Annotated in this window: 22 protein-coding genes and 2 pseudogenes; 12 read left to right on the forward strand and 12 right to left on the reverse strand. The window is 70.4% G+C overall.

Annotated elements, in window-relative coordinates; genetic code table 11:
• The 3 genes and pseudogenes from CCN51_RS54225 to CCN51_RS04695 all read right to left on the reverse strand — a co-directional run.
• A pseudogene (locus tag CCN51_RS54225) lies at positions 1 to 191 on the reverse strand (collagen-like protein); the annotation flags it as partial.
• A gap of 158 nt (positions 192 to 349) precedes the next feature.
• Positions 350 to 1,642, reverse strand: coding sequence for a glycosyltransferase (locus tag CCN51_RS04690; protein ID WP_014178467.1), 1,293 nt, complete (start codon positions 1,640 to 1,642; stop codon positions 350 to 352).
• Positions 1,639 to 2,142 carry a GtrA family protein gene (locus CCN51_RS04695; RefSeq protein ID WP_043487371.1) on the reverse strand — a complete coding sequence of 168 codons (504 nt, stop codon included), beginning with the start codon at positions 2,140 to 2,142 and terminating at the stop codon, positions 1,639 to 1,641. Before CCN51_RS04695 ends, CCN51_RS04690 begins: the two co-directional genes overlap by 4 nt.
• Positions 2,143 to 2,568: 426 nt before the next feature.
• Between CCN51_RS04695 and CCN51_RS04700 the strand changes: the two genes are divergently transcribed.
• From CCN51_RS04700 to CCN51_RS59820, 5 genes and pseudogenes are all read left to right on the forward strand, one after another.
• Positions 2,569 to 3,627: a S8 family serine peptidase gene (locus CCN51_RS04700; protein WP_014178469.1), complete on the forward strand. Its 1,059-nt coding sequence runs from the start codon at positions 2,569 to 2,571 to the stop codon at positions 3,625 to 3,627.
• Positions 3,628 to 3,641: 14 nt separating this feature from the next.
• Complete coding sequence (locus tag CCN51_RS04705) at positions 3,642 to 4,850, forward strand: glycoside hydrolase family 6 protein (protein ID WP_238545432.1); 1,209 nt, start codon at positions 3,642 to 3,644, stop codon at positions 4,848 to 4,850.
• A gap of 442 nt (positions 4,851 to 5,292) precedes the next feature.
• Positions 5,293 to 5,640, forward strand: a complete 348-nt coding sequence (locus CCN51_RS04710; protein WP_078610584.1) for a response regulator transcription factor — start codon at positions 5,293 to 5,295, stop codon at positions 5,638 to 5,640.
• 104 nt (positions 5,641 to 5,744) lie between these two features.
• Positions 5,745 to 6,923 (forward strand): glycoside hydrolase family 5 protein, encoded by a 1,179-nt coding sequence (locus CCN51_RS04715; RefSeq protein ID WP_238545433.1) that lies wholly within the window; start codon positions 5,745 to 5,747, stop codon positions 6,921 to 6,923.
• Positions 6,924 to 7,166: 243 nt separating this feature from the next.
• Positions 7,167 to 7,625, forward strand: a pseudogene (locus tag CCN51_RS59820) (signal peptidase II); the annotation flags it as partial.
• A gap of 19 nt (positions 7,626 to 7,644) precedes the next feature.
• Here the strand turns inward: CCN51_RS59820 and CCN51_RS04725 are convergent.
• The 6 genes from CCN51_RS04725 to CCN51_RS04750 all read right to left on the reverse strand — a co-directional run bounded on the left by CCN51_RS04725 (position 7,645) and on the right by CCN51_RS04750 (position 13,572).
• On the reverse strand, positions 7,645 to 8,181 hold the full coding sequence (locus CCN51_RS04725; RefSeq protein ID WP_055413987.1) for an anti-sigma factor family protein: 537 nt from the start codon (positions 8,179 to 8,181) through the stop codon (positions 7,645 to 7,647).
• The gene (locus CCN51_RS04730) at positions 8,178 to 8,744 is read right to left on the reverse strand and encodes an RNA polymerase sigma factor (protein WP_014178473.1); all 567 of its coding nucleotides are present in this window, start codon (positions 8,742 to 8,744) and stop codon (positions 8,178 to 8,180) included. Before CCN51_RS04730 ends, CCN51_RS04725 begins: the two co-directional genes overlap by 4 nt.
• 239 nt (positions 8,745 to 8,983) lie before the next feature.
• Positions 8,984 to 9,796, reverse strand: coding sequence for an anti-sigma factor family protein (locus CCN51_RS04735; protein WP_014178474.1), 813 nt, complete (start codon positions 9,794 to 9,796; stop codon positions 8,984 to 8,986).
• Positions 9,793 to 10,386 carry a sigma-70 family RNA polymerase sigma factor gene (locus CCN51_RS04740; RefSeq protein WP_043491081.1) on the reverse strand — a complete coding sequence of 198 codons (594 nt, stop codon included), beginning with the start codon at positions 10,384 to 10,386 and terminating at the stop codon, positions 9,793 to 9,795. The genes CCN51_RS04735 and CCN51_RS04740 overlap by 4 nt, the downstream gene beginning before the upstream one ends.
• A 192-nt stretch (positions 10,387 to 10,578) precedes the next feature.
• Positions 10,579 to 11,607, reverse strand: coding sequence for a rod shape-determining protein (locus CCN51_RS04745; RefSeq protein ID WP_014178476.1), 1,029 nt, complete (start codon positions 11,605 to 11,607; stop codon positions 10,579 to 10,581).
• 243 nt (positions 11,608 to 11,850) lie between these two features.
• On the reverse strand, positions 11,851 to 13,572 hold the full coding sequence (locus CCN51_RS04750; RefSeq protein WP_086859287.1) for a bifunctional 3'-5' exonuclease/DNA polymerase: 1,722 nt from the start codon (positions 13,570 to 13,572) through the stop codon (positions 11,851 to 11,853).
• A 143-nt stretch (positions 13,573 to 13,715) separates the two neighbouring features.
• Here CCN51_RS04750 and CCN51_RS04755 point away from each other — a divergent pair, with 143 nt between their 5' ends.
• The 3 genes from CCN51_RS04755 (at position 13,716) to CCN51_RS04765 (ending at position 16,794) form a co-directional block, all read left to right on the forward strand.
• Positions 13,716 to 14,888 (forward strand): glycoside hydrolase family 43 protein, encoded by a 1,173-nt coding sequence (locus CCN51_RS04755; RefSeq protein WP_014178477.1) that lies wholly within the window; start codon positions 13,716 to 13,718, stop codon positions 14,886 to 14,888.
• Between the two features lie 404 nt (positions 14,889 to 15,292).
• Positions 15,293 to 15,517, forward strand: a complete 225-nt coding sequence (locus CCN51_RS04760) for a DUF397 domain-containing protein (protein WP_043491085.1) — start codon at positions 15,293 to 15,295, stop codon at positions 15,515 to 15,517.
• Between the two features lie 125 nt (positions 15,518 to 15,642).
• The gene (locus CCN51_RS04765; protein ID WP_014178480.1) at positions 15,643 to 16,794 is read left to right on the forward strand and encodes a site-2 protease family protein; all 1,152 of its coding nucleotides are present in this window, start codon (positions 15,643 to 15,645) and stop codon (positions 16,792 to 16,794) included.
• 52 nt (positions 16,795 to 16,846) lie between these two features.
• Here CCN51_RS04765 and CCN51_RS04770 read toward each other — a convergent pair whose 3' ends face one another.
• Positions 16,847 to 17,350: an ATP-binding protein gene (locus CCN51_RS04770; protein WP_014178481.1), complete on the reverse strand. Its 504-nt coding sequence runs from the start codon at positions 17,348 to 17,350 to the stop codon at positions 16,847 to 16,849.
• 304 nt (positions 17,351 to 17,654) lie between these two features.
• Here CCN51_RS04770 and CCN51_RS04775 point away from each other — a divergent pair, with 304 nt between their 5' ends.
• The 3 genes from CCN51_RS04775 to CCN51_RS04785 all read left to right on the forward strand — a co-directional run bounded on the left by CCN51_RS04775 (position 17,655) and on the right by CCN51_RS04785 (position 20,740).
• Entirely contained in the window at positions 17,655 to 18,512 is an 858-nt protein-coding gene (locus tag CCN51_RS04775; protein ID WP_043487372.1) for a helix-turn-helix domain-containing protein, read from the forward strand.
• A 111-nt stretch (positions 18,513 to 18,623) separates the two neighbouring features.
• Positions 18,624 to 20,081, forward strand: coding sequence for an aldehyde dehydrogenase family protein (locus tag CCN51_RS04780; protein ID WP_014178483.1), 1,458 nt, complete (start codon positions 18,624 to 18,626; stop codon positions 20,079 to 20,081).
• Between the two features lie 113 nt (positions 20,082 to 20,194).
• Positions 20,195 to 20,740 (forward strand): DinB family protein, encoded by a 546-nt coding sequence (locus CCN51_RS04785; RefSeq protein WP_043487373.1) that lies wholly within the window; start codon positions 20,195 to 20,197, stop codon positions 20,738 to 20,740.
• A gap of 103 nt (positions 20,741 to 20,843) precedes the next feature.
• Here CCN51_RS04785 and CCN51_RS04790 read toward each other — a convergent pair whose 3' ends face one another.
• Together CCN51_RS04790 and CCN51_RS04795 are read right to left on the reverse strand one after the other, a co-directional pair.
• Entirely contained in the window at positions 20,844 to 23,315 is a 2,472-nt protein-coding gene (locus CCN51_RS04790; RefSeq protein WP_014178485.1) for an ABC transporter permease, read from the reverse strand.
• Positions 23,309 to 24,067 carry an ABC transporter ATP-binding protein gene (locus CCN51_RS04795; protein WP_014178486.1) on the reverse strand — a complete coding sequence of 253 codons (759 nt, stop codon included), beginning with the start codon at positions 24,065 to 24,067 and terminating at the stop codon, positions 23,309 to 23,311. The genes CCN51_RS04790 and CCN51_RS04795 overlap by 7 nt, the downstream gene beginning before the upstream one ends.
• Positions 24,068 to 24,199: 132 nt before the next feature.
• Here CCN51_RS04795 and CCN51_RS04800 point away from each other — a divergent pair.
• On the forward strand, positions 24,200 to 25,334 hold a 1,135-nt coding region (locus tag CCN51_RS04800; protein WP_086859289.1), incomplete at its 3' end, for a sensor histidine kinase.

A 25,334-nucleotide genomic window follows, 5' to 3' on the forward strand; every position in this document is an offset into this window, starting at 1 on the left:
GGGTCGCGGCGGTCGGTCAGGGCGCTGAGATCGTTCGGGCCGCTGCGGCCGCTCAGGCCGCTCAGGCCGCTCAGGCCGCTCAGGCCGGTCAGGCCGGTCAGGCCGGTCGGGGCGCCGCGGTCGGTCGGGTCGAGGGGGCCGCTCGGGTGCCCGGGATCGGTCCGGCCGCGGAGGCCCGTCCGGACGCTCAAGCCCCTCCGGCCGCGGAGGCCCGTCCGGACGCTCAGGCCCTTCCGGGCGCGCAGGCCGCTCGGGACGATCGGTCCGCTCCAGGCGAACGGGTTGCGGAGGCCCCTCCGGATGTGCGGGCTGCGCAGGCCGCTCCGGGTGAAGGGGCTGCGGCGTGGGGTCATGCGACACGGGAGTCCGCCTCCTCCGTAGCGGCCCGGTGGGCGCCGACGTGCTGGGTCTTCTCCCAGTCGTGGCGGCCGAGCAGTTCTCGCCGCATGGCGCGCACCGCGGCGTAGGCGAGGACCATTTGGAAGGGGAACCAGGAGATCGCCATCTTCACGAGCGTCCCCGGTGTGGCTTCGAGCCCATGGGCCCCGGTGAACTCGTACAGTCCGACCGCCTGGACCAGGAAGTGCGCGCACAGCAGCAGGACGGGCAGATAGGAGAAGAGCGCGATCAGCACGGGCACCTTGAGGACGAGGATCATCCCCAGGGAGATCGGCAGATACAGGCCGAGCAGCGCCTGGCCGTGCGGGAACGCGAGGACGTAGAAGGCGAGCCACCGCTGTTTGCGGGTGGGCATCTGTTTCCAGGTGCCCTTCTTGAGGGTCTGCATGAACCCCTGGCTCCACCGGGTGCGCTGCCGGATGAAGTGGCCGAGGGTCGGCGGCGTCTCCTCCTTGGTCACATAGCGGTCGTCGTAGACCACGCGCACCCGCTCGCCGCTGGCCGACACCCGCAGGCCCAGGTCGGCGTCCTCGGTGAGATTGCGGTCGTCCCAGCCGCCGAGCTGGATCAGCAGTTCGCGGGCGAAGAAGACGGTGTTGCCGCCGAGCGGAATGGACCCGAAGTGGGCGTGGTAGTGCAGCCGGCTCTTGAACCAGAAGAAGTACTCCAGGACGTTGAGCGTGGAGTACCAGTTGGAGTCGAAGTTCATCAGCTGGACGCCCGCCTGCACCACCCGCACCCGCTCCTTGAGCATGACCGTGTTGACCAGCAGAAAGATCTCGGGGTGGATGTCGTCCTCGGCGTCGAAGATCGTCACCACGTCGTGAGTGGTGTGCGGCAGGGCCACGTTGAGCCCGTGGGGTTTGTTGACGGGCTTGTCGTCGAAGACCACGACCTGGACGTTCTCCAGACCTTCCCGGTCCAGCTCGGCGATTTTCTCTTCCGCCTTTTTGATCGTGCCGGTGTCGTCCTGCGAACAGATCACGAAGACCTCCAGCAGTTCGGCTGGATAATCGGCCCGCACCACCCGCTCGATGGTGGTCTGGATGACGTCCTCCTCATGCCGCGCGGGCAGCAGCACGCTGAAGGAGAGACGCGGGCGGACAAAGCGGTCCGGGGCCCTGGCTTTTCGCTCGGCGTCCGTCCGGTCCCAGGTGTAGAGCATCAGATAGAGCACATGGGCCGACTGAACGGTCAGCAGTACGGAGACCAGGACGAGGCCCAGATAGATGATGGGGATCATCGGTCCCGCCTCCCCCAGACCCAGCCCGCGCTGGCGGCGAAATTGGCCGCGAACGCGGCGGCGATACCGATGCCGTTCGCCAGCAGGAGATGGATTCCCAAGCGTTCCAGCAGCCAGACCGCCAGGACGTTGACCGCGAGCCCGCCGAGTACGGACACATTGAATTTCAGAAACCGCCGGAACGACGGGGTGGAAACCGCGAAGGTCCATCGGTCGTTGAGCAGATAGTTGTGGACCACGGCGAGCTCCACCGCGACCGGGGAGGCCGCGAGCAGCGGCCAGTGGGCCCAGTGGTAGAGCGTGAAGAGAGACACCGTGTTCACCAGCACGCCACCCACGCCGACGACCGCGAATCGCAGAACCAGACCGCTCAGGGCGGCCAGCGGGCCGCTCATCGAGCGCGTTCGAAAGAACATTCCTTTTCGCTTGCGGGTGTTGCCCACCCGTTCGCTCGGGTCGCGGTCGCTGGTGCGATCGCTGAACGTTCCGAAACGCTGCATCGCGACTCCCTACCAGGAGGCTCTTTCGCCGATGTCAGTCCAAGAGTGCTCCCCAGGATTTCGGAGGACATCACGCCTTCGGGGGAGGGTGGACTCCACCTTCGGTGGAGCGGCTTTCTCCCCCGTTTTGGGGAGGCCCGGAAACGAGGCCTGCAACTGGTCCCCCAAAAAGGGGAGCAGTAGGTCACCCGCCCGCGGGTGTCCGCACCGCGGATACCCGCAGAAGATGAGACGGCCAGGCGTCCGCCCACGGCCTCGCGTCCCACTGGGATGAAGGTAGGTGACGTAATGTCAGGTCACGTGATGTTGCACCGTTCATTTGCCGCCCGGACCGGGGCCGTTATCGCCCTGATGGCGCTCTCACTCGCCCCCTCGGCGGCTATCGGTGTTCCTCAGGACGCTCCTCAGGATTCCGATTCCGGAGCGATGCACGATTCCGAATGGGCGCTGACCGCGCTGCAGGCCAAGAAGGCATGGAAAATCAGCAAGGGCGCCGGGGTGACCGTCGCGGTCATCGGCACCGGCGTCGACGCCTCCCACCCGGATCTGCGCGGGCGGGTCCTGGCCGGCAAGGACTTCGGGGACGGCCCCAGCGGCACCGGCACCCGCGACCAGGGGGACGCGATGGAGCAGGCCACCCACACGGCCGGGATCATCGTGGGGACCGGCCGCAACTACCGGGGCAACGGGCTGCTGGGGCTTGCGCCCCAGGCCAGGGTGCTGCCGCTCGGGGTGTACGAGGACCAGAAGCCGCTGGTCGACGCCACCGCCAGGGCCATCCGCCACGCGGTGAGCCGCGGCGCGAAGGTCATCGATGTGGCGGTGTCCTTCAAGAAGCCGAACGCCGCGTTGCGGTCGGCGGTGACCTACGCGATCGGCGAGGACGCCGTGGTGGTCGCGGGCGCCGGCGACAACGGCAAGGACGGCAACCGCCCCACCTACCCCGCCGCCTACCCCGGGGTGGTCTCCGTCGTGGCGACCGACGAGAAGGGCGCCGTGTGGACCGACTCGCACCACGGCGGGGGCGTGACCCTGGCCGCGCCCGGCGTCTCCATCCTGACCACCGCCCCGAACAAGGACTACTGGACCGGCGCGGGCACCGGCTACGCCGCGCCGTGGGTTGCGGCCGGCGCCGCGCTGCTGCGCTCGGAGCACCCGCGCTGGACCGCGGGCCAGGTCGTACAGAAGCTGATCGACACGGCCGACCGCAAGGGGTCCTCGGGGCGTGACCCGCGCTATGGCTTCGGGCTGATCGCCCCGGCCAGGGCGCTGGCGGACCGCGCCGCACCACCCGCCTCCACCAGCCCGCCCGGCTCCGCGCGGACGACCGCCAAGCCGGACCGCGCGCACTCCGTGGCCCGGTCCGACGAGGGATCGGCGCTGGTGGCGATAGGAGCGGTGGCGGGGGCCCTGGTGGTGCTGGCCGTCATTGCGGTCTTCCTGATCAGCCGCCGTAAGCCCCCGTCGAACAACTCGGACAGCTGAGCGGCAGGCCCGGCGTGAGCGAGAGGACCCCCGGGAAGGCGGGGGCGCGCGGGCGGCTGGGGTTCTGGCAGCGGCTGCGGCTTCAGGTGCTGCTGCTGGGGCTGATAGGTCTGCCGAGGTGGCTGGGGCTCGGGGCGCTGCCGAGAGGGCTGACGCGGCAGGGGCGGCGGGAGCGGCGGGAACGGCGGGAGCGGCGGGAGCGGCGTCCAGGCCGTAGGTCCCCGCTGCGGACCCGCAGAGGCATCGTCCAGTTGCTGGCTCTGGCCCTGATGGCCGAGGTCGCGACGGCCGCGACGACGCTCCATCCACCGGTGGGCTGGGCCGGCGACGAGTCCGCCTTCCCCCTGCCCAAGCCGTACTTCCCGGTCGCGACCCGGTTCTACACCGACCCCGACAACCCCGCGGCGCAGTGGGTGCGCGGCAACCCCCACGACCGCCGGGCGACGGTCATCCGCGAGCGCATCGCCGATCAGCCGCAGGCCGCCTGGTTCACGGACACCGACCAGGGCCGGGTCGAGGCCCAGGTGCGCCAGGTGGTGCGGGACGCCCGGGCCCGCGGGCGGCTGCCGGTGCTGGTCGCGTACGCCATCCCGCACCGCGACTGCGGAAAGCACAGCTCCGGGGGCATGGCCGATCCGTCCGGCTACCGGAACTGGATCAGCGGCTTCGCCCGGGGGATCGGCGCCTCGCGCGCCGTCGTCATCCTGGAACCGGACGCCCTGGCGCATCTGACCTGCCTCAAGCGGCGACAGCAGACCGAGCGGTACGCGGAGCTGTCCTACGCCGGGCGGACGCTGCGGCGGCAGGCCGCGCACGCCCGTATCTATTACGACGCCGGGAACTCCGGGTGGCTTCCCTCATCCGTCATGGCCGAGCGGCTGGAGCGGGCGGGGATCGACCGGTACGGGGACGGCATCGCCCTCAACGTCTCCAACTTCAACGCCACGCGCGACGAGGTCCGCTACGGCCTGTCCGTCCTCAGAGAGCTGCGTCTGCCCAGGCTGGGGGCCGTGATCGACACCAGCCGCAATGGCGCCGGGCCCACCCACGACCACCGGTTCTGCGATCCGCCGGGGCGCAAGCTGGGCACGCCGCCCACCGCCCGTACCGGGATCCCCGGGATCGACGCGTATCTCTGGGTCAAGCAGCCGGGGCAGGCCGACGGCTGTGCGGCGACCGCGGGGCTCTTCGTCCCGGGCTATGCCTTCCGGCTCACCCGCTGAGCGCCTGATCCACTGACCTGCTGATCCACTGACCTGCTGATCCGCTTACCTCCTGCTCCACTGACCTCCTGCTCCACTGACCTCCTGATCCGCTTACCTCCTGATCCGCTTACCTCCTGCTCCACTGACCTCCTGCTCCACTGACCTCCTGATCCGCTCCCTGATCCGCTTCCTGGGCCTTCTGCGGCCTTCGATCGTTACTCACTGTCACTGATCCAGTGCACAGAGGGGCGAAACCGGCACCCAAAATCGGACATAAAGCCATCAAGGCGGTCGAATTCCGCCTACCTCAATCGAGGTAGGCGGAATTCGACCGTTTGGCGTGCCCGGTATTCCTGCAATTGAGGTAGCGAGATTTCAGTCGTGCGTACGGTGATTCGGCCCCGGTGGATTCCCTAATGTCGTTGAGCGAAAGGGAAAGCCGCCTGAAGGAGCTCCACCGATGAAAAGAGTTCTCGTCGTGGAGCACCACCATCTGGTTTCGAGTGCGATCGCCGACCTGGTCGACGAAACACCCGGACTGGTACTTGCCGGCGCCGCCAGATCGGTCCGTGAAGCAATTTCGCTGGCCGAGCGGAGGCAACCGGATGTGGTGCTCATCGACGTGGACAAGTCGAGCTGGAAATGGCTCCGACTCGACCTGTTGGTCGCAGATCTCCTTCCTCGCGCGCGGCTAGTCCGGCTGACCGCAGTCTCCGACCCGCGAGTGGAATGTCTGGACCCTCCGACGAATACCCCCAGCGTCCTGAAAACAGCCATCCCCCAATTCCTCAGGAGTCTCACCGAATGAATTCCCCCATGGACAACAACGTTCCGACCGTTTCCGAAACCACTGAGTCGAAGCGTGGGCCGCGTTCCTACCGGCTGCGTGTCGGTATAGCGGCCGGAGTTGTCGTGGCTGCTGCCATCGGTGGCACCGTGACCGCGTTCGCTCTGAATTCCGATTCTGATTCGTCGTCCAGCTCTTCCGCCTCGTCCGCGACGGCCAAGGGCGCGGCCGTCGACGGTCCGCTGTCCACCCGTGGTGGCGACATCGTGGACTCCAAGGGCCACAAGGTCGTGCTGACCGGTGTCAACTGGTTCGGCATGGAGACCGGTAGCTTCGCGCCGCACGGCCTGTGGACCCGTAACTGGAAGAGCATGCTCGACCAGATCGCGCACAACGGCTTCAACACGATCCGGCTCCCGTACTCCAACGAGATGTTCGCGGCCAAGAGCAAGCCCAACGGGATCGACTTCAAGCAGAACCCTGACCTGAAGGGCCTCACCGGCCAGCAGATCATGGACAAGATCGTCAAGGGTGCCACCGACCGCGGGATGATGGTGCTGCTGGACCAGCACCGTCCTGACCAGTACGGCCAGAGTGAGCTGTGGTACAGCCAGAACCTCACCGAGAAGCAGTGGGTGGACGACTGGACCCAGCTGGCCAAGCGCTACAAGGACAACCCCCGGGTGATCGGCGCCGACCTGCACAATGAGCCGCGTGGCCAGGCCACGTGGGGCGACGGCAACCCGAAGACCGACTGGCGCCTGGCGGCCGAGAAGGCCGGTAACGCGATCCACGCCGTCAACAAAAACTGGCTGATCTTCGTCGAGGGCACCGACCGTCACAAGAACGAGCAGTTCTGGTGGGGCGGCGACCTCCAGGGTGTGAAGAAGTACCCGGTCAAGCTGAAGGAGCCCAACAAGGTCGTCTACTCGGCGCACGACTACGGCCCGGGTGTGTACAACCAGAACTGGTTCATGGCCAAGGACTTCCCGAAGAACATGCCGGCCATCTGGCAGAAGCACTGGGCCTACATCAAGAAGCAGAACATCGCTCCGCTGCTGCTCGGTGAGTTCGGTGGCCGCAAGACCGCGGGCAAGAGCTCCGAGGCCGTGTGGCAGAACGCCCTGATGGACTACCTCAAGAAGAACCAGATCAGCTACACCTACTGGGCCCTGAACCCGAACTCGGGTGACACCGGTGGTGTCCTCAACAACGACTGGAAGACGGTCGACAAGAACAAGATGAAGATGCTGTCCAAGTACCAGACGCCGCTTCTGTCGGCGAAGGGGAAGACGTCGGAGTAACCCCTTCGGTACGGCCGCCGCACCCCGGCGGTGGACAGCGAGGGCCCGCAGGCATCCCGCCTGCGGGCCCTCCGTCGTACCCGGGTACGGCCGGCTGTATCCGCGTACGGCAAAGAAGCGCCGCCTCGGCAAAAACGCGGGCTCAGGCGGAAGCGATACGTCACCTCGCCGGGTTTCCTGTCCGGGCCCGCTTTCCGCGCCGGCCCCGAAGGCGCGAGGAGGCCGGCCGCGAGGAGGCCGACGATGAAGCCCCAGCAGCGCACCGGCCGCGTACTCTTCCCGCTGGCCGCATTCGCGGTGGTGGCGGCCGACCAGGTGAGCAAGGCCTGGGCGGTGGCGGCCCTCGACGGCACCGTGGGGCCGCAGGGCGCGTTCGGACCGGTGCACACCCTGCTGGTGCGCAACACCGGAGTGGCCTTCGGGCTGGGGCGGGGCCGGCCCCTGCTGATCGTGCTGATCACCCTCGCCGGGGCGGTCGCGACGCTGGCCGCCGCGGGCGCGGGGCTGCGGGTCCGCAGCCGGGCCCGGGCGCTGGCCCTCGGGCTGATCGCCGGGGGCGCGCTCGGCAACGGCGCCGACCGGGCCGTACGACACCCCGGGCCGCTGCGGGGCGCGGTCATCGACTGGATCATGGTGACGGCCCGCGGCCCGGTGTTCAATCTCGCCGACGCCGCCCTGGCGGTCGGCGCCTGCCTGATCGTCGTCGTCCTGCTGCGCGACCTCACGCCCCCGCTTTGGGGACCGCGCTCTCGCTGGCGTCCGGCTCTCCGGGCGGCAGCGGCGCCTCGTCAGGCGCCAGGTCCGGGACCTCGTCCTGAGCCCGTTCCAGCCCCCGCCCCTGGACACCGTCCTGGAACTGGTCCTGGATCTGGTCCTGGAGCTGGTCCTGGATCCGGCTCTGAGGCTGATCCGGGCCCTGGCTCCGGTCCTGGGGCCGCTCCTCGGCCCGGCTCCCGGCCGGGTCCGCGAAGGAGTCGCGGGAGCCGAGGGAGCCCACGAGGTCGCGCAGCCGTCCGAGCGCCGCTTCGTCCGGGCCCTCGCGGGCCCCGCGGGAGGCCAGCGCGTTCGTGATCCGCTGATACGCGGCCAGCTCCCGGGCGCAGCGGTGGCACCGTGCCACATGCGCCCGGACCCGGCGCGCGGCCGGCGCGTCCAGCTCACCGTCCAGATACGACTGGAGCTCAGCGCCGTCCGCAAGACACTCTCCGGCCTGTTGGCGCTCGGTGCTCCGCCACCACATCCACCACCTGCTGCTCATGCCCCACCTCGCTGTCCTTGAGGTCCCGCGGCCACCAGTCGATCCCGGATCCGCTTGCGCGCCCGGTGCAGTCGGCTCATCACCGTCCCCTTGGGCACGCCCAGCACCTGCGCGGCCTCCGCGTACGACAGCCCGTCCACATGCACCAGCCGCACCACCTGCTGATCGCGCAGCGACAGCGCGGTGAACGCGGCGTCCACGGCCTCGTCGAAGGCCGTATCGACCACCAGCTCCTCGGGTGTCGCGCCCGAGGCGGCGGGTGTCGCGCCCGGGGCGGACGCGAGCCGGTCGAGTTCGGTGTCCGGGTCGTCGAGCAGATGCGGTCTGCGCTGCCGGCGCCGGCTCACCTCCGCATGCCGCATGATCGTCAGCAGCCAGGCGCGCGGATGGCGGCCGTCGAACCGGCCGACCGCCCGGTAGGCCCTGAGCAGGGTGTCCTGCACCAGGTCCTCGGCGTCGGCGGGCTGCGCGGTCAGCGACATCGCCACCCGCAGCAGCACCTCCACCTCGGGCAGCACGTACTGGGCGAACATGCGCTCTTGACGGGCGTCCGGGTCAGCCACGGGTGCCTCCTCGGATCCTGACCCCCCGGGACGCGGTGACGACTGTCACACTCTGTGTAACACCGCGCTCACATCGGCGCACGCCGTGCTCGGCGGTTCGAGTGATGGTGGGGGTGAGGGTGGGGAGCGGGAGAGGAGGCTGCTCGTGCTCAGACCTTCACGGAGACTCAGGCCTTCACGGAGACTCAGGCCTTCACGGAGACTCAGGCCTTCACGGAGACTCAGACCTTCACAGAGACTCAGACCTTCACAGAGACCAGGAGCTTTCCGTCGAGCGTGCGGATCTCGAAGTGGTCGATGTCGGTCGCCTTGAAGGCCGCGCCGCCCTGGGTGAACAGGGGAGCGTGGGCGCTCTTGTCCGGGCTGTCCGCGATGCCGTACCCCTGAGGCGGCACCGACCAGGTCGTCATGACCTGCTTCTCACCGCTCTTGGAGACCGCGATCAGGCTGCACGCCAGGGGGCCTTTGACGTTCTTCAGCCGCAGCATGGCGTCGGTGCCCCACATCTTGTCCTTCAGGGCGATCGCGGCGTTCACCTTGGTGTCCGGGTCGGTGGCCTGGACCTTGGTGGGCATCTCTTCGAAGGTCTTGCTCGCGGTGGTCTCGGCGCTGATGGTCGTGTTCGAGCCGTCGTCGGAGGTGAGGGCCACCGCGCCGAGCGGTCCGCCGATGATCAGGACAGCGGCCGCGGCCACCAGGGAGAGGTGCCGACGGCGCCGCTTGCGCCGGACCACGGCGACCTCGCCGATCATGCTGTCCAGCAGTCCGGGGCCGGGTTGCGCGGTGAGTGTGTCGATGCCGTTGGGGGTGGCGGTGAAGGAGTGCGGGACGCCTGTGAGCCCGGGCCGGCCGGGGGCGCCGTGGATGCCGGGGACGCCGGAGGCCAGCTCCGCCAGCATGGGCTCCAGCCCTGCCAGCTCGTCGAGCCGGCGTCCGCAGTCGTCACAAGCGGCGAGGTGCTGCTCGAAGTACGTGGCGTCCGCGTCGTCGAGCACGCCGAGTACGTACGCGCCGACGGCGTCGTGCCCGGCGTGGTGCGCCTGCGCGGTCATGCCGTCACTCCTCTTTCCTCAAGCGCGAGCTTCATGGAGCGCAGCGCGTAGAAGACCCGGGACCGCACGGTCCCGCTGGGTATGCCGAGCGTCTGGGCCGCCTCGTTGACCGTGCGGCCCTTGAAGTACGTCTCGACGAGCACCTCGCGGTGCGCGTCGCTGAGGTCGTGCATCGCGTCCGAGAGGGTCATCAGCCGCAGGGCCCGGTCGATCTCGTCCTCGGCGGGCATGAGCTCCAGCGGGGAGGGGTCGACTTCCTGCGGACGGGCCTGGCGGCTGCGGTGTCCGTCGATGACGATCCGCCGGGCCACGGTGACCAGCCAGGGCCGGATCGAGCCGGTGGCCCTGCTGAGCTGGTCGGCGTTGCGCCAGGCACGGACGAGGGTTTCCTGGACGACGTCCTCGGCCCGGTGCCGATCGCCAGCCACCAGGCGCAGTACGAAGGCGAGCAGCGGTCCGGCGTGCTCCTGGTAGAGCGCGCGCATCAGCTCCTCGTCCGGCGTACCGCGCTGGGATCTCGACCGATGTGCATCGGTCACGGCGGCGTCGTCGCGCACCAGAACCTCCAGGACGGAACCCGAGTTGGACATCATCAGCAGACACTCCCGGTGTGTTGGCCGGGGGTTGTGTGGCCCGGACGGCCTCTTCCTCCATCACTACGGACGGGGCGGGAGCGTCGCTCAACTCGTGGCGAAGTTTCTTGAAGCAGCCGCGGACGCCGTATTCCACACCGGCCGTCAGGCTCTGCCGAACGGGTCCTCAGGGCTGCGCTGCAGCGACCGTCAGGAGGCCAGGGGGTCCAGGACGACCGGTCGCACCGAGCCCTCGATCATCGCGCCAAGACCCTCGACCGCGCAGGTGTCGGGGTGTTCGGCGATATGCAGCGGCATACCGGTCGCCTCCCGCAGGAGATCGTCGAAACCGGGCAGCCCCGCGCTTCCGCCCGCCAGCATGATGCCGCGCTCCGCGAGGTCGGCGACCAGATCGGGCGGGCAGCGGCGGAGCACCGTGCCGACCGCGTCGAGCACCCCGGTCAGCGGGGTCTGCACCACGGCCCGGATGCCCTCGATGTCGATCTGCACCGAGCGGGCGAGCCCGGTGGCCACGTCCCGGCCGTGCACCTCGGTGTCGTCCGTGGCCGCGCCGGTGCCCCTCAGGGCCAGGTGCAGCGGGCGGACGGCCTGGCTCGGCAGCATCAACGCATGCTCGTTGCGCATATGTTGGACGAGGGCGTGGTCGATCGTCTCCCCGCCGACCGCCACCTGCTCCGCGGCGACGATCGAGCCCAGCGACAACACCGCGACCTGGGTGGCGGCCGCCCCGCACACCACGATCATCGTCGCCTCGGGCCGTTCGACCGGCAGACCGCAGCCCACGGCGGCGGCGATCAGGGTGTCGACCAGCTCCACCCGCCGGGCGCCGAGCCCGGTCAGCGTCTCGACGGCGGCGCGCTCCGCCAGCGGGTCCGCGTCGTGCGGGACGCACACGGCGGCGCTCAGCAGCGGCTTGCGCCGCCAGGCCCGGCGCACCTTGTTGCCGACGAGGAACCGCAACATGCGCTGGGCCATGGCGATGTCGACGACCCGGCCGCCGGATACCGGCCGTACGACCCGGATATGGTCGGGGGTACGGCCCATCATCCGCTCGGCGAGCGCCCCCACCGCGATCAGCCCTCCGGTGCGGGTGTTCACGGCGGCGACGCTCGGCTCGTCGACGACGAGGCCGGTGCGCCTGAGATAGACCCGGGTCCTGGCGGCGCCGAGGTCGACGGCGATGGAGCAGCGGCGCAACCGATCGAGGCTGATGGTCATGTCAGGCCTCCTGCAGGTCTCCTGTGTGGCCGGGTCTCCCGTGTGGTCAGGTTTCCCGTGCGGGCGGGGTGGTGGGGCCGTCGGCCCGGCGGCCCTGTGATCATCGTGTGGGCCGGACCGGCCGCCTCGCCTGCGGTGCTGCGCCGGTCGGGCGAGGAACGGCCCTCACCGCTGCCGACCGATCCCGTTACTCGGCCTATTCGGCGTATCCGGCCGACGCGGCTTATTCGGTGTACTCGCCGGCTATTCGCCGTACTCGCCGATGTCCGGGTTGTCCTTGGCGTCCGCGTAGCACTCCACGGCGGCCGCGGTGAGCGAGAACCGCACGGGCGTCTCGCCGAAGGCGATCCGCCCCGCCGTCTCGCCCGCCGCCGCGATCGCCTCCCGCACCTGCGGGACCTCCTCGGCCGGGCAGTGCACGATGACCTCGTCGTGCTGGAAGAACACCAGCTCCGCACGGAGCCCCGCCCCCGCCAGCGACTGCCGCAGCGCGGCGAGCACCAGCACCGCCCAGTCGGCGGCGCTGCCCTGGACGACGAAGTTACGGGTGAACCGCCCGCGGGCGCGGGCGCCGGCCGTGCTGCCGTACGTCGGCTCCTCGTCCTGGTCGCGCGGCAGGCCCGCCTCGTCGGCCGGGTCGCCGCCCGCGGAGGCGGGCGGGCAGGTGCGGCCCAGCCACGTGCGCACCAGCCGCCCCTCCTCGCCGGCCCGGGCCGCCTCGTCCACGTACGCCACGGCCGCCGGGAAGCGGCGCCGCAGGGCCGCGAGGTGCTTGAGGCCGTCGCCCGAGGTCTGGCCGTAGATCGCGCCGAGGAGCGCGAGCTTGGCCTGGTCGCGCCGGCCGGAGAAGGCGCGGTCGGACAGCGTCGCGTACAGGTCCCGCCCGCTGCCCGCTATCTCCATCAGGCCCGGGTCGCGGGAGACGGCCGCCAGGACACGCGGCTCTATCTGGTCGGCGTCGGCGACCACCAGCCGCCACCCCTCGTCGGCGACCACCGCCCGCCGCACCACCTTGGGGATCTGCAGCGCCCCGCCGCCGTTGGTGGTCCAGCGGCCGGAGACCGTGCCGCCGGGCACGTACTCGGGGCGGAAGCGGCCGTCCCGCACCCAGGACTGCAGCCACGCCCAGCCGTGCGCGGTGTGCAGACGGTAGAGCTTCTTGTAGCGCAGCAGCGGCTCCACGGCGGGGTGGTCGATGTCCCGCAGCTCCCAGGCGCGGGTGGAGCTGAGCGGGATGCCCGCACGCGCGAACGCCTTGAGGACCTCGGCCGGCAGATCCGGCCGCACCCGTACGCCCCCGAAGGCGCGGGACACCTCATCGGCCAGCTCTGCCAGCCGCTGCGGCTCCAGACCGCCCGGGTAACGCTCGCCGAGCAGTTCGTCCAGCAGCTCGCGGTGGCGGTCGGCCCGCCAGGGCACCCCGGCCCGGCGCAGCTCGGCCGCCACCAGCGTCCCGGCCGACTCGGCCGCCACCAGCAGCCGCATCCGTCCGGGGTGCTCGGCCGCCTCCGTACGGGCGAGCTGTCCGGCGTAGACCGTCAGCAGCGCGTCGAGCGGGTCGGTGCCGGGCGGCAGCGGCACCGGGCCGGGCTCGAAGAGCGACGGCTGCGTCTCAACCGCCCGCACCGGCGGGTCCTCGGGGACCGGCAGCCGACGCAGCCGCGCCCATGCGGCGGCCAGCGAACGCGGCTCGCCGCACCGCCCTTCATGGCCGAGCAGCAGGGCCTCGGCTGCCTCCAGGTCGTAGCACCGCTCGACGCGGACGCCCGCGGCGAGCAGCCGCGGGTAGAGCTCGGAGGTCGACCGCCACACCCAGCGCTCGACGTCCGGCCGGGACCGTACGGCCCAGGCGGCGCCCCCGGTCGCGGCCGTGACCTCGACGATCGGACCGGCGGCCCGCCCCGCGGGGTCCAGCGGGCAGAGACGAGCGCCCCCGTCGCCCGTCTCCGCCAGCGCCCATCTCATATCGGTGAGTGTGACAGGGGGGTCTGACAAAACCGGCGGAGGTGGGGCCACGGCTGTGAAAGGGGTTGCCCCTGAGGCGTGGCAGCTCTACTTCCGTCCGGAATGACGAATGGCGTTCGAAATCTCGAACCTTGGAGCCGTCAATGACCCGCATCCGCACCAGAGCGCTGCCGCTCCTCGCGGCGGCTCTCCTCGCGCTCCTCGCCTTACTGCAGACGGGCGGCGCACCCACGGCCAGGGCCGACTCGCCCGCCGCCCCCGAAGCCGATTCGCGCGCCACCGGTGCCGACTCGCCCGCCACCGGTGCCGGCTCGCGCGCCACCGGTGCCGGCTCCGCCGTGGCGGCCGGGACGTTCACCAACCCGATCGTGACGCAGAACGGCGCGGACCCGACGATCATCCGCTACGCCGGGTACTACTACCACCTCGGCACCACCTGGGCCTCCCACTGGGAGATGCGCCGGGCCACCACGCTCGGCGGCCTGAAGGCCGCGGCCCCGACCACGATCTACAGCGAGACCGTCGCGTCCCGCTGCTGCAACTTCTGGGCGCCCGAGCTGCACCGCATCAACGGCCCCAACGGTCTGCGCTGGTATCTGACCTACAGCGCAGGAGTCTCCGCGAACATCGACCACCAGCACGTCCACGTCCTGGAGAGCGCCGGGAACAACCCGCTGGGCCCGTACACGTACAAGGGTCAGGTCGATCCGTACGGTGACAACCGCTGGATGATCGACAGCAGCTATCTGTCCATGCCCGACGGCCGTCTCTACATGCTCTACTCCTTCTGGGAGGGCGGCACACAGAACCTGTACGCGGTCCGGATGAGCAACCCATGGACCCCGACCGGCGGCGCCGTTCGCATCGCCACCCCCACCTACGGCTGGGAGAAGGTGGGCTCCGGGGTCAATGAGGGGCCGACCATCCTCCAGCACGGCGGGCGGACCTTCCTGACCTTCTCCGCCTCGCACTGCGACACCCCCGACTACAAGCTGGGGCTGATGGAGCTGACCGGCAGCGATCCGCTGGCGGCGGGCGCGTGGAAGAAGTTCGCCAACCCGGTTTTCCAGCGCAATGACGCGAACGGGGTCTACGGGCCCGGCCACAACTTCTTCTTCCCGTCACCCGACGGGAAGGAGGTCTGGATGGCCTACCACGCGAACTCCAAGGCCACGGACGGCTGCGGCGGCACCCGGACCACCCGGGCCCAGAAGGTGGACTGGAACGCCGACGGCACCCCGAACTTCGGTACGCCGGTCTCTGCGTCCACCGCGCTGGCCGAGCCCTCCGGGACGCCGGCTGCCGCTGTGCGCTGACCCCGCCGGTACGAGACGAGTGCGAAAACCGCAGGCCACGCCACTGGCCTGCGGTTTTTGCTGTCTGGGAGATCGTGTATGCGTGGCGGCTTTTGGATGCCATGCCCGGAATGACGTAATCCGGAAGAATTTCCAGATGTGGGAGAACCTGTCGGGCGTCTCCTGCGTCACCTCTATCGACCGTATATGTCGACCGTACGGATCGCCGTTGCCCTACGCTTCCCGGTGATCATCGGGTGATCGTCTGGATACGCATGGTGCACGTGCATCTGCTGGTGCATACGCGAATGCATTTGCTCGTTCGAATGCTCATGCATTTGCAGCCCAACACGGTTATGATCCGGGTCAGTTGACAGCTGTACTAACCAGTGGAGAGCCCTGTGCGCGACCACCCGTACAACGGCATGGCGGCCGCGGACCTGCAAGAGGCCGCCTGGCAGAAGAGCAGCCACAGCAATTCCCAGGGCTCGTGTGTGGAGTTCGCCAAGCTGCCGGGCGGACATGTCGCCGTACGGAACTCCCGCTACCCGGACGGCCCGGCTCTCATTTACACCCCGGCCGAGGTCGAGGCGATGCTGCTCGGCATCAAGGGCGGCGAATTCGACCACTTGGTGCGCGACCTGGCCTGATCTGTCCCGGTCTGATGGCCGGCCTGGCCCCGCCTGATTCGGCCCGTTCCGGCCCCGCCGCGGTGAGCGACACTGGTAGGTGGGTGCGATGCCCGGCTGGATGAGACGGCTGGGGTGAGACGGCTATGAACGGATCGATGCGCGTCGGACATGTTCTCGGGGTGCCGCTGCGGATGCACTGGAGCGTCCCGGTGCTGGTGGCCCTGCTCGCCTACGGCCTGGGCCATGAGACGCTCCCGGCCTGGACCCCGGGTCATTCGAACGTCGTCTACGCCGCCGCCAGCGTGATCGGAGCGGCGCTGCTGATGGGGAGCCTGCTGCTGCACGAGGCCGCGCATGCGGTCGCCGCCCGCAAGAAGGGTGTCGCCGTCCAGGATGTGACGCTGTGGGCGCTGGGCGGTATGACCCAGATGGGACGGCCGCGGACCGCCGGGGTGGCGTTGCTGGTGGCCGTCAGCGGTCCGATCACCAGCCTGGTGATCGGGGGCGTCGCTATCGGGGCGGGGATCGGGGCGCATGGCCTGATCGGCTGGGGGATACCCGCGGCGCTGCTGCTGTGGCTGGGGTGGGCCAATCTGCTGTTGGGTGTCTTCAACCTGCTGCCCGCCGCGCCGCTGGACGGGGGGCGGGTGGTGCAGGCTGTGCTGTGGTGGCGTACGGGGGACCGGGAGCGGGCCGAGCGGGCGGCGGGCCGCAGCGGACAGATCTTCGGCATGGCGATGATCGCCTTCGGCTGGGTGGCGTTCATCCGCGGGTCCACGGGCGGTTTGTGGTTCGCGCTCATCGGTCTCTTCATGGTGATCATCGCCAATGCGGAGCGGCAGCATGCCACCCTCACCGAGACCCTGCGCGGGGTGCGGGTGGCCGATGCCATGTCCCATCCGGTGGCCGCCGGGGCCGACTGGCTGACCGTGGACCGCTTCATCGACGAGGTGGCGGCGCCGGCCCGGCATTCGGTGCTGCCGGTCCTCGACTTCGAGGGCCGGCCGAGCGGGCTGGTGAGTCTGCGCGGCCTCGCGGCGGTGCCGTCGGGGAACCGGGGGATGCAGCGGGTACGCGATGTGGCCACGCCGCTCTCCAGGTGCACGCTCGCCGTGCCGGGCGATCTTCTGAACGAGGTCATGGAGCGGGGGGCGCGGCCCGGGGCCGGTATGCCGATCCTGGTCGTCGACCATGGCCATCTGGAGGGGATCGTCACCGCCCACGATGTGACACGGCTCTTTCAGCTGCACGCGCTGGGCGCGACGGCGGCCCCGCCGAAGTCCACCCCTCTATGACCTGGTGCGATGCGGCCCCCTATGACCCAGCGCGATGACTCGGCGCGATGACCTAACGCGGTCGCGGCAGCAGGAACAGCGCCCAGACGACCTTGCCGCGCAGCGTGCCGGCCAGCGGATGCCAGCCCCAGTCGTCGGTGAAGGATTCCACGAGGTAGAGCCCTCTTCCCGACTCCTGGCTGAAGTCGGCCTCGCCGGCCACCGGGCTCTTCTCGCTCGGGTCCCGGACCGCGCACACCAGGCGTGAGCGCCAGCGCATCAGGTGCAGCCGCACCTGCGTCTCGGCCTCCGCACCGGGCGGGGCGTCCGGGCGGACGCCGGGGCAGGCATGGCGCAGGGCGTTGGTGACCAGTTCGGAGACGACCAGGGCGACTTCGTCGAACATCTCCGGGAGTTCCCACTGCGTGAGCGTGGCGCCGGTGAACCGCCGGGCTCCTTGGACCGCTTCGAAGCGGGTGGGCAGCGAGCAGGAGGCGGAACCGGAGACGCCAGGGGCGTCGATCGACGGGAGCCCCAACCACACGGGCTCCAGCATGGTCGAGCCTTCGGTCCCCATGCGAGCACTCCTGCATCCGTGGCCCTGACGAATCCTGGCCAGATCTCGTACGAGCTTGCACGTGCGCAAGACCTATGGTTCCGAATGCGCACAACGGATGCAAGGGCAGATGCACGTGCATGCAGATTTTTTGGGGCTATGTACCCAACTTCGACACAGATTCTCCCTACGCCCTCTTGCGTACGTCTCACACTTGAGTAACGACATGTGCACAGGGCGGAGCCCGAATAGTGGCAGACTTCGGCCTCAGGGCTGCGGGGGTCGCCTTCGGAAGGGTGCGTTCCGTACAGGGAGGGTCGCAGACATGAGCGCTAGCGAGTCGAGCGGATCGGTGGTGCGCCGGATTCTCCTGGGCTCTCAGCTCAGGCGGTTGCGCGAGTCCCGTGGTATCACGCGGGAAGCGGCTGGCTATTCCATCCGGGCCTCCGAATCCAAGATCAGCCGGATGGAGTTGGGCCGGGTGAGCTTCAAGGCGCGCGACATCGAGGACCTGCTCACGCTCTACGGGGTCATGGACGAGACCGAGCGCGCGTCCCTGCTGGGCCTGGCCCGCGAGGCCAATGTCGCGGGTTGGTGGCACAGTTACGGCGATGTGCTGCCGAGCTGGTTCCAGACCTATGTCGGTCTGGAGGGCGCCGCCTCGCATATCTCCTGCTACGAGGTGCAGTTCGTACACGGTCTGCTGCAGACCGAGGGCTACGCCCACGCCGTCGTCACCCGCGGTCAGCCGCAGGCCTGCCACTCCGAGGTGGATCGACGGGTCGCGCTGCGACTGGAGCGGCAGAAGCTGCTGGTCTCCGAGCGGGGGCCGGCCTTCCAGGTGGTGATCGACGAGGCGGCGCTGCACCGGCCCTACGGCGGACAGGCCGTGATGCGGGCCCAGATCCAGCACCTCATCACGGTCTCCGAGCAGCCGAATGTCACGCTGCAGGTGATGCCCTTCTCCTTCGGCGGACACGCCGGGGAGAGCGGCGCGTTCACCCTGCTGCGCTTTCCCGAGTCCGACCTGCCGGACATCGTCTATCTGGAACAGCTCACCAGCGCGCTCTACCTCGACAAACCCGAGGAAGTGGGGCAGTACCGGCGGGTGTTGGAGCGGCTGAGCGAGGACAGCCTGTCCGTGGAAAAGAGCCGTGACTTGCTGCGGGGCCTCCTTCAATGATGTTGACACGCCAGTAGGATGACGTTCTGTCAGCAATGCATGTTCTATCAGCAATCCCCCACGCGTACGCGGTGTCGTTGAACGGCGCCCCGTCCTCCAGATAGGGATGGCATGTCCTACTTCTCCGAGCTGGCCTTTCAGTACATCGACGGTGAGTGGCGGACCGGCAGCGGTTCCTGGGACATCGTCGATTTCAACCCCTATAACGGGGAGAAGCTCGCCTCCATCACCGTGGCCACCGTCCAGGAGATCGACCTGGCCTACCGCGCCGCCGAGCGGGCACAGCCGGAGTGGGGCGGCACCAATCCGTACACCCGGCGCCTGGTCTTCGAGCGGGCCCTGCGGATCATCGAGGACCGTGAGAAGGAGCTCACGGAGGCGATCATCGCGGAGTGCGGTGGCACGCATGTGAAGGCGGGGTTCGAACTGCACCTCGCCAAGGAGTTTCTTCGCGAGGCGATCCAGTTGGCGCTGCGGCCCGAGGGGCGCATCCTGCCCTCGCCGGTCGACGGCAAGGAGAACCGCCTCTACCGGCTTCCGGTCGGAGTGGTCGGGGTCATCAGCCCGTTCAACTTCCCCTTCCTGCTGTCGATCAAGTCGGTCGCCCCGGCGCTCGCGCTGGGCAACTCCGTCGTGCTCAAGCCGCATCAGAACACTCCGATCTGCGGTGGCGGGCTGGTCGCCAAGGTCTTCGAGGACGCCGGACTGCCCGCCGGGCTGCTGAATGTGGTGGTCACCGACATCGCCGAGATCGGCGACGCCCTGATCGAGCACCCGGTGCCGAAGGTCATCTCCTTCACCGGCTCGGACAAGGTCGGCCGCCATGTCGCCACCGTCGCGGCCTCCCACTTCAAGCGCTCCATCCTGGAACTGGGCGGCAACAGCGCCCTGGTCGTCCTCGACGACGCCGATGTGGACTACGCGGTGAACGCCGCCGTCTTCAGCCGCTTCGTCCACCAGGGCCAGGTCTGTATGGCCGCGAACCGGGTGCTCGTGGACCGCCGGATCGAGCGCGAGTTCACCGAGAAGTTCGTCGCCAAGGTCGAGTCGCTGAAGGTCGGCGACCCGAGCGATCTGACGACACATATCGGCCCGCTGATCAACGAGGGCCAGGCCGAGGCCATCAGCTCCCTGGTCGAGCAGGCCGTCGCCGAGGGCGCCACCGCGCTGGTGCGCGGGCGGACCGAGGGCACGCTCGTCGCCCCCAGTGTGCTCACCGGGGTCGCGGAGGACGCCGCGATCCTCAGCCAGGAGATTTTCGGCCCCGTGGTCCTGCTGATCCCCTTCGACGGGGACGAGGACGCCATCCGGCTCGCCAACGCCACGGAGTACGGGCTGAGCGGCGCCGTGCACACCGGCGATATCGAGCGCGGGGTGAGCTTCGCCAAGCGCGTGCGCACCGGCATGATCCACGTCAACGACAGCACGGTCCACGACGAGCCGATCGTGCCCTTCGGCGGGGAGGGGAACTCCGGGCTCGGACGGCTCAACGGCGACTCCTTTGTCGAGGACTTCACCACCACCAAGTGGATCTCCGTTCAGTACGGCCGCAGCCAGTTCCCGTTCTGAGCCGCGGTGTGATTGGTTGACGTGTTGTTGAGGACAGAGGCTGACCGCAAGGGTCCGTAGTGTCGGAGACATCGGGAGACGGAACTTCCGATGGACCGATGGAAGGCGGACCCATGCCCACTCTGGTGAACCAGGAAGCCCACGGCGACGAGGCCGGAGCCCTTCTGGGCTTCCTCGACGCCCAGCGCGGCGCCGTCCGCCGGACGCTGCACGGCCTCACCGACGAGCAGGCGGCCCTCAAGCCGTCGGCGAGCGAGCTGTCGCTGTTCGGCGTGCTCAAGCATGTCGCCGAGGTCGAGCTGGGCTGGGTCGAGGACGCCAAGCAGGTGCCGCACTCCATCCCGCGCGACCACTCCAACTATCACCTGAGCTTCGAGCCCGAGGAGGGGCGGGCGACGGTCAAGGACGTGCTCGCCTTCTGGGACGAGGCGGCGGCCGAGACCGAGAAGTTCATCCGCTCGCTGCCCGACCTGAACGGCACCTTCCCACTGCCCCCGGCGCCGTGGTTCCCGAAGGGCAGTGTGCGCTCCATGCGCTTTCTGCTGCTCACCTTGATCCAGGAGTTCGCCCGCCACGCCGGCCACGCCGACATCGTCCGCGAGACCATCGACGGCAAGACCGCCTTCGAGCTCATCGACGCGGCCGCAGCGGGGCGGTAGCCCACGGGGCGGTAGCCGACGGGGCCGTAGCCGACGGGGCCGTAGCTGGTCGGGGACAGCCGATCGGGGGCAGCCGCTCGGGCAGATCGGGCAGGCGACCGGCTCACCGCCGCGGGGTGAGCCGGGGCCGCAGCGCGCACCAGGCGGGCAGGACGGAGGAGACCACCGCCAGCAGCGCGCAGGCGGCCACCGCCGCGCCCACCTCGCCCCAGGGCACCGCGAGCGAGGCCGGCACCGACAGCCGCCCCAGCGCACCCCACAGACCGAGCAGTTGGACCCCGGCCACCGCCACTCCGAGCAGCGCGCCCACGGCCACGGTCAGCATCGCCTCCGCCGCCACGGCCCGCAGCACCTGGAAGGTGGTGGCTCCGGCCAGCCGCAGAGCCCTCAGCTCGGGTATTCGGTCGGAGGTGGCCATGACCAGCGTGCCGGCGAGCGCTATGCCCGCGTAGATCAGGGCGATGCCGACCACCACCAGCAGGCCCAGCCGGGTCTGTGGACTCGTCCGGGGATGGACGGCCGCCACCCAGGCGTCCCGGGTGAGCACCTGTCCGCCCTCCGACCGCACCGCCGCCCGCAACTCCTTGGCGACGGCGGCCGCGTCGGCCCCGGGCCGCAGCCGCACCTCGATCCGGTCCACCGCGGCGCCGCGCGCGTTCCGCCAGGTGACATACGCGCCGTTGTCGCCGGTGCCGGTCCGCAGGACGGCGACGATCCGCAGTGTCGTCTTCCGGCCGTCGCCCAGCCAGACGGCGACCCGGCGGCCGACCGTGGGCCGCTCCCATTCCTCATTCACCACGATGCCCCGGTCGTCCAGGTCACGGACGGAGCCGGAGACCACGGGCAGCCGCCCGACGGCCGCGAGCCGCGCCGGATCCACCGCCCGCGCCGCCGACTTGACCAGCGCCGACTCTCCGTCACGGGAGAACACGGCGGTGGTCGCGGACGTGGACACCAGCGCCCCAGGGACATCGGACACCCGCCGCACCGCGCTTGCGCTCAGCTCCTCGGAGCCCGCCCCCGCGGTGACCACGAAGTCGGCGCGGGTCTGGTCGCGCAGCTCGGCCGCCTTCGCCTGGCTCACCGTCGCGGCCGCGCCCAGCAGGGATCCGGTGAGCGCGACCGTGATCAGCACCGGCGCGGCGACGGACGCGGTCCGCCGCACCCCGGCCGAGGCGCTTTCCCGGGCCAGGATCCCCGTCGCGCCGGGCAGCCGGGCCGGCAGATGGCCCAGCGCCCGCACCACCGGCCGTACCAGCAGGGGCGCCAGCAGCCCGACCGCGGTGATCAGCACCATGGGCTCGGTGGTGTAGGTCTTCCGCTTGAGCAGTTCTCCCGGGTCGTCGGCCAGCGTCCACCCCAGCGTCGCCACCCCGGCCAGCAGCAGCCCGGCGCCCAGCAGCCGACGGGTGAGCGGCATGGTCCGGCTGTCCACGGCGGCCTCGCGCAGCGCCTCGGCCGGCTCGACCCGCCCGGCGCGCCGCGCCGCGGCCCACACCCCCGCGAGCGCCACCAGCAGGCCGGTCGAGAAGGCCACGGGAAGCGGCCAGAAGTGATCGTCGATGGTGAACCACTCGGGCGCCACCGCGCCCTTCACCAGTTGGCGCGCGAGCCATGGCGCGCCCCAGGTCCCCAGCGCGCAGCCAGCGGCCGAGGCGAGCACCCCCACCACCGCGGCCTCCGCGAGGACCACCCGTCTGAGCTGGCCGGGGGTGGCGCCTGCCATGCGCAGCAGGCCGAACTCCCGGCGCCGCTGGGCCACCGCGAAGGCGAAGGTGGAGGCGACCACGAAGACGGAGACGAAGCCGGTCACCCCGGCCGCCGTGCCGAGCAGCGCATTGACCGTGAGCAGGGCCCGGCTGTCGCGGTCCGGGTCGGGGTCGGCCCGCCGCCGGTCCACGCCGGTGAGGACCCGCACTCCGGCGGTGCCCGCCACCGCCTCGCGCACCTCGGCGGCGGGGGCGCGCACCACCAGCGCGTCGATCCGGGGCGAGAGGCGGGCCGCCTCGTCGTCGGTGAAGAACACCGCGCTCTCGAAGGCCGACCTGGGGACCGTGCCCACCACGACACGGGTCTGGTCCCCCGAAGCGGTCCCGATGCGGACCCGGTCGCCGAGCCTCGCCTCGCTCCCCGCGACGACCACCTCCCCGGCCTTCTCCGGCGCCCGCCCGGCGGTCAGCCGGTACGGGGTGAAGGCCGCGGCGGACCAGGGGTGGCCGACGGCGCCCTGGGGGAGCGCGGCCGAGCGCACGGGGAAGGTGCGGTCCGGCGTCACGGGGCCCAGCCGCCCGAGTCGGGCCACCAGCTCGGGCGGCACCGGTCGGGGGTGGGCCAGCGGCGCCGACACCTTCTCAATGTCGGGTCCGCGTCGAACGGGGACGGTGAGGGTATCGGTGCCGCGCACCACCACCGGCGCGGCGGCGAACCGCTCCGGGCCCCGCCGGGGGGCGTCCAGCGTGGAGGCCAGGGCCAGGCACATGGTGGCGATCAGCGCGACCCCGAGGCCCAGCGCGACAAATGTGCCGACGAGTGTGGTCCATCGGGTCCGCAGACCGCCGAGCGTCATCCTCAGCACGGGACCGTCTCCAGCCGCGTCATCCGGGCGGACACCTGCTCGGCGGTCGGCTGCTGGAGCTCTCCGCTCACCCGCCCGTCGACGAGGAAGACCACCCGGTCGGCATACGAGGCGGCCACCGGGTCATGGGTGACCATGACGACGGTCTGCCGCTCGGCGTCGACCAGCTCCCGGAGCAGCCGCAGGACATCGCGGCTGGTGGCGGAGTCCAGGGCGCCGGTCGGTTCGTCGCCGAACAGCACCTGGGGCCGGGTGATCAGGGCGCGGGCGAGCGCCACGCGCTGCTGCTGGCCGCCGGACAGCTCACTGGGCCGGTGTCCGGCCCGGTCCGCCAGCCCCACCCGGGCCAGCGCCCCCTGTATCTCCGCGCGCGCGGGCGCGCGGCCGGCCAGCCGCAGCGGCAGGGCCACGTTCTGCGCGGCGGTCAGCGAGGGCAGCAGATTGAAGGACTGGAAGACGAAGCCGATCCGCTCCCGGCGCAGCCGCGTCAGCCGGGTCTGGCTCAGCCCCTCCAGCGGGGTGCCGCCGATCGACACCGAGCCGGAGTCGGGCCGGTCCAGGCCCGCCGCGCACTGCAGAAGCGTGGACTTGCCGGAGCCGGAGGGGCCCATGACCGCGGTGAAGCTCCCCGCGGGAAAGGAGAGGCTGACGTCGTCGAGCGCCGTCACCCCGTCCGTGCCGGGGGCTGAGCCATAGCGTCGGCTCACCCGCGAGAGCCGGACCGCCGCGGTGTCCAGGTCAGTTCGTGTCATGCCTTCCAGACAACCGGTTCCGGCCCGCCCGTTCACGACCACTGGGCATAGTTCCGGGGTATGGCCAGCCATACCCTCAAGACGCCTACTGGACCGACTGTGGCGGGGGTTGCCGGACCGTACCGTTCTCGTATGTCCACACGAAATGTCCGGCAGGCGCTGTATCAGCCCGGCTATCTGCGATCCGCCTGGCCTTGGCGCGCGGTGCTGTATCTGATGAGCAGCGCGCCCGTCGGGGCGCTCGCGCTGCTCGGCATCGTCGTCTTCGCCCTGGTCGGTGGGGTGTTGACGATCGTCGTGATCGGGCTGCCGGTGCTGGTCGCGCTGGGGCTGGCCGGGGTGCCGGTCGGCGCGATCGAGCGCCGCCGGCTGAGGCTGGTGGACAACAGCCCGGCCCGCAACCCGCACAGCGCACCGGACGAGCCGGGGCTCCTCGCCTGGGCGCGTGTGCGGTATCAGGAGCGGACGACCTGGTACGAGCTGGCGTACACGGTGCTGTTCGCATTCGGCCTGTGGATGGCGGACGCATTGGCCCTGCTGGGGGCGCTGGGGGCGCCCCTGGCGATGATGGCCACTCCGATACTGCTGGCCCTGGACGGCGGCGGCCAGGCCCAGGCCCTCAAGTACTGGTCGGTCACCTCCTATCCCGAGGCGTCCGCGTGGTCCCTCGCGGGAGTGCTGCTGTTGCCGGTCGGCCTCTACTGCCTGGGCGTCTTCGCCGCGCTGCGCTCCGCGTTCGCCCATCTGCTCCTCGTGGGCCCCGAAGGTGAGCTGCGCGAAGAGCTCGGAGAGGTGGCCCGGTCGCGGGCCCGGCTGGTGCATGCCTTCGAGGCGGAGCGCCGGCGCATAGAGCGGGATCTGCACGACGGCGCCCAGCAGCGGCTGGTGGCGCTGACCATGACGCTGGGCCTGGCGCGGCTGGACGCCCCGCCGGGGCCGCTGGCCGACCAGCTCGCCAAGGCGCATGGCGAGGCGGGCAAGGTGCTGGCGGAGCTGAGGGAGTTGATTCATGGAATACACCCCCAGGTGCTGGCCGACCGGGGCCTGGAGGCGGCGCTGGGGGACGCCGCTGACCGTTCGCCGGTCCCCGTGCTGGTGAATGCCTCGGGGCTGGGGCGGCTGCCCGAACCGGTCGAGAAGGCCGCGTACTTCGTGGTCTGCGAGGCGCTGGCCAATGTCGCCAAGCACAGCGCGGCGGGGCTGGCCGAGGTCGGGGCCGAGATACGGGAGGGCTCGCTGTTCGTGTCCGTCCTGGACGACGGGGTGG

It is taken from the genome of Streptomyces milbemycinicus (genome assembly GCF_002154605.1).
In the GTDB taxonomy this organism is placed as follows: Bacteria; Actinomycetota; Actinomycetes; order Streptomycetales; family Streptomycetaceae; genus Streptomyces; species Streptomyces milbemycinicus.

What these genes read in the sequence shown, in the direction of transcription:
- CCN51_RS04690 (WP_014178467.1), bottom strand. Translation starts at nt 1,642, where the DNA reads ATGATCCCCATCATCTATCTGGGCCTCGTCCTGGTCTCCGTACTGCTG.
- CCN51_RS04695 (WP_043487371.1), bottom strand. Translation starts at nt 2,142, where the DNA reads ATGCAGCGTTTCGGAACGTTCAGCGATCGCACCAGCGACCGCGACCCG.
- CCN51_RS04700 (WP_014178469.1), top strand. Translation starts at nt 2,569, where the DNA reads ATGCACGATTCCGAATGGGCGCTGACCGCGCTGCAGGCCAAGAAGGCA.
- CCN51_RS04710 (WP_078610584.1), top strand. Translation starts at nt 5,293, where the DNA reads ATGAAAAGAGTTCTCGTCGTGGAGCACCACCATCTGGTTTCGAGTGCG.
- CCN51_RS04725 (WP_055413987.1), bottom strand. Translation starts at nt 8,181, where the DNA reads ATGAGCAGCAGGTGGTGGATGTGGTGGCGGAGCACCGAGCGCCAACAG.
- CCN51_RS04735 (WP_014178474.1), bottom strand. Translation starts at nt 9,796, where the DNA reads ATGACCGCGCAGGCGCACCACGCCGGGCACGACGCCGTCGGCGCGTAC.
- CCN51_RS04740 (WP_043491081.1), bottom strand. Translation starts at nt 10,386, where the DNA reads ATGTCCAACTCGGGTTCCGTCCTGGAGGTTCTGGTGCGCGACGACGCC.
- CCN51_RS04745 (WP_014178476.1), bottom strand. Translation starts at nt 11,607, where the DNA reads ATGACCATCAGCCTCGATCGGTTGCGCCGCTGCTCCATCGCCGTCGAC.
- CCN51_RS04750 (WP_086859287.1), bottom strand. Translation starts at nt 13,572, where the DNA reads ATGAGATGGGCGCTGGCGGAGACGGGCGACGGGGGCGCTCGTCTCTGC.
- CCN51_RS04755 (WP_014178477.1), top strand. Translation starts at nt 13,716, where the DNA reads ATGACCCGCATCCGCACCAGAGCGCTGCCGCTCCTCGCGGCGGCTCTC.
- CCN51_RS04760 (WP_043491085.1), top strand. Translation starts at nt 15,293, where the DNA reads ATGGCGGCCGCGGACCTGCAAGAGGCCGCCTGGCAGAAGAGCAGCCAC.
- CCN51_RS04765 (WP_014178480.1), top strand. Translation starts at nt 15,643, where the DNA reads ATGAACGGATCGATGCGCGTCGGACATGTTCTCGGGGTGCCGCTGCGG.
- CCN51_RS04770 (WP_014178481.1), bottom strand. Translation starts at nt 17,350, where the DNA reads ATGGGGACCGAAGGCTCGACCATGCTGGAGCCCGTGTGGTTGGGGCTC.
- CCN51_RS04775 (WP_043487372.1), top strand. Translation starts at nt 17,655, where the DNA reads ATGAGCGCTAGCGAGTCGAGCGGATCGGTGGTGCGCCGGATTCTCCTG.
- CCN51_RS04780 (WP_014178483.1), top strand. Translation starts at nt 18,624, where the DNA reads ATGTCCTACTTCTCCGAGCTGGCCTTTCAGTACATCGACGGTGAGTGG.
- CCN51_RS04785 (WP_043487373.1), top strand. Translation starts at nt 20,195, where the DNA reads ATGCCCACTCTGGTGAACCAGGAAGCCCACGGCGACGAGGCCGGAGCC.
- CCN51_RS04795 (WP_014178486.1), bottom strand. Translation starts at nt 24,067, where the DNA reads ATGACACGAACTGACCTGGACACCGCGGCGGTCCGGCTCTCGCGGGTG.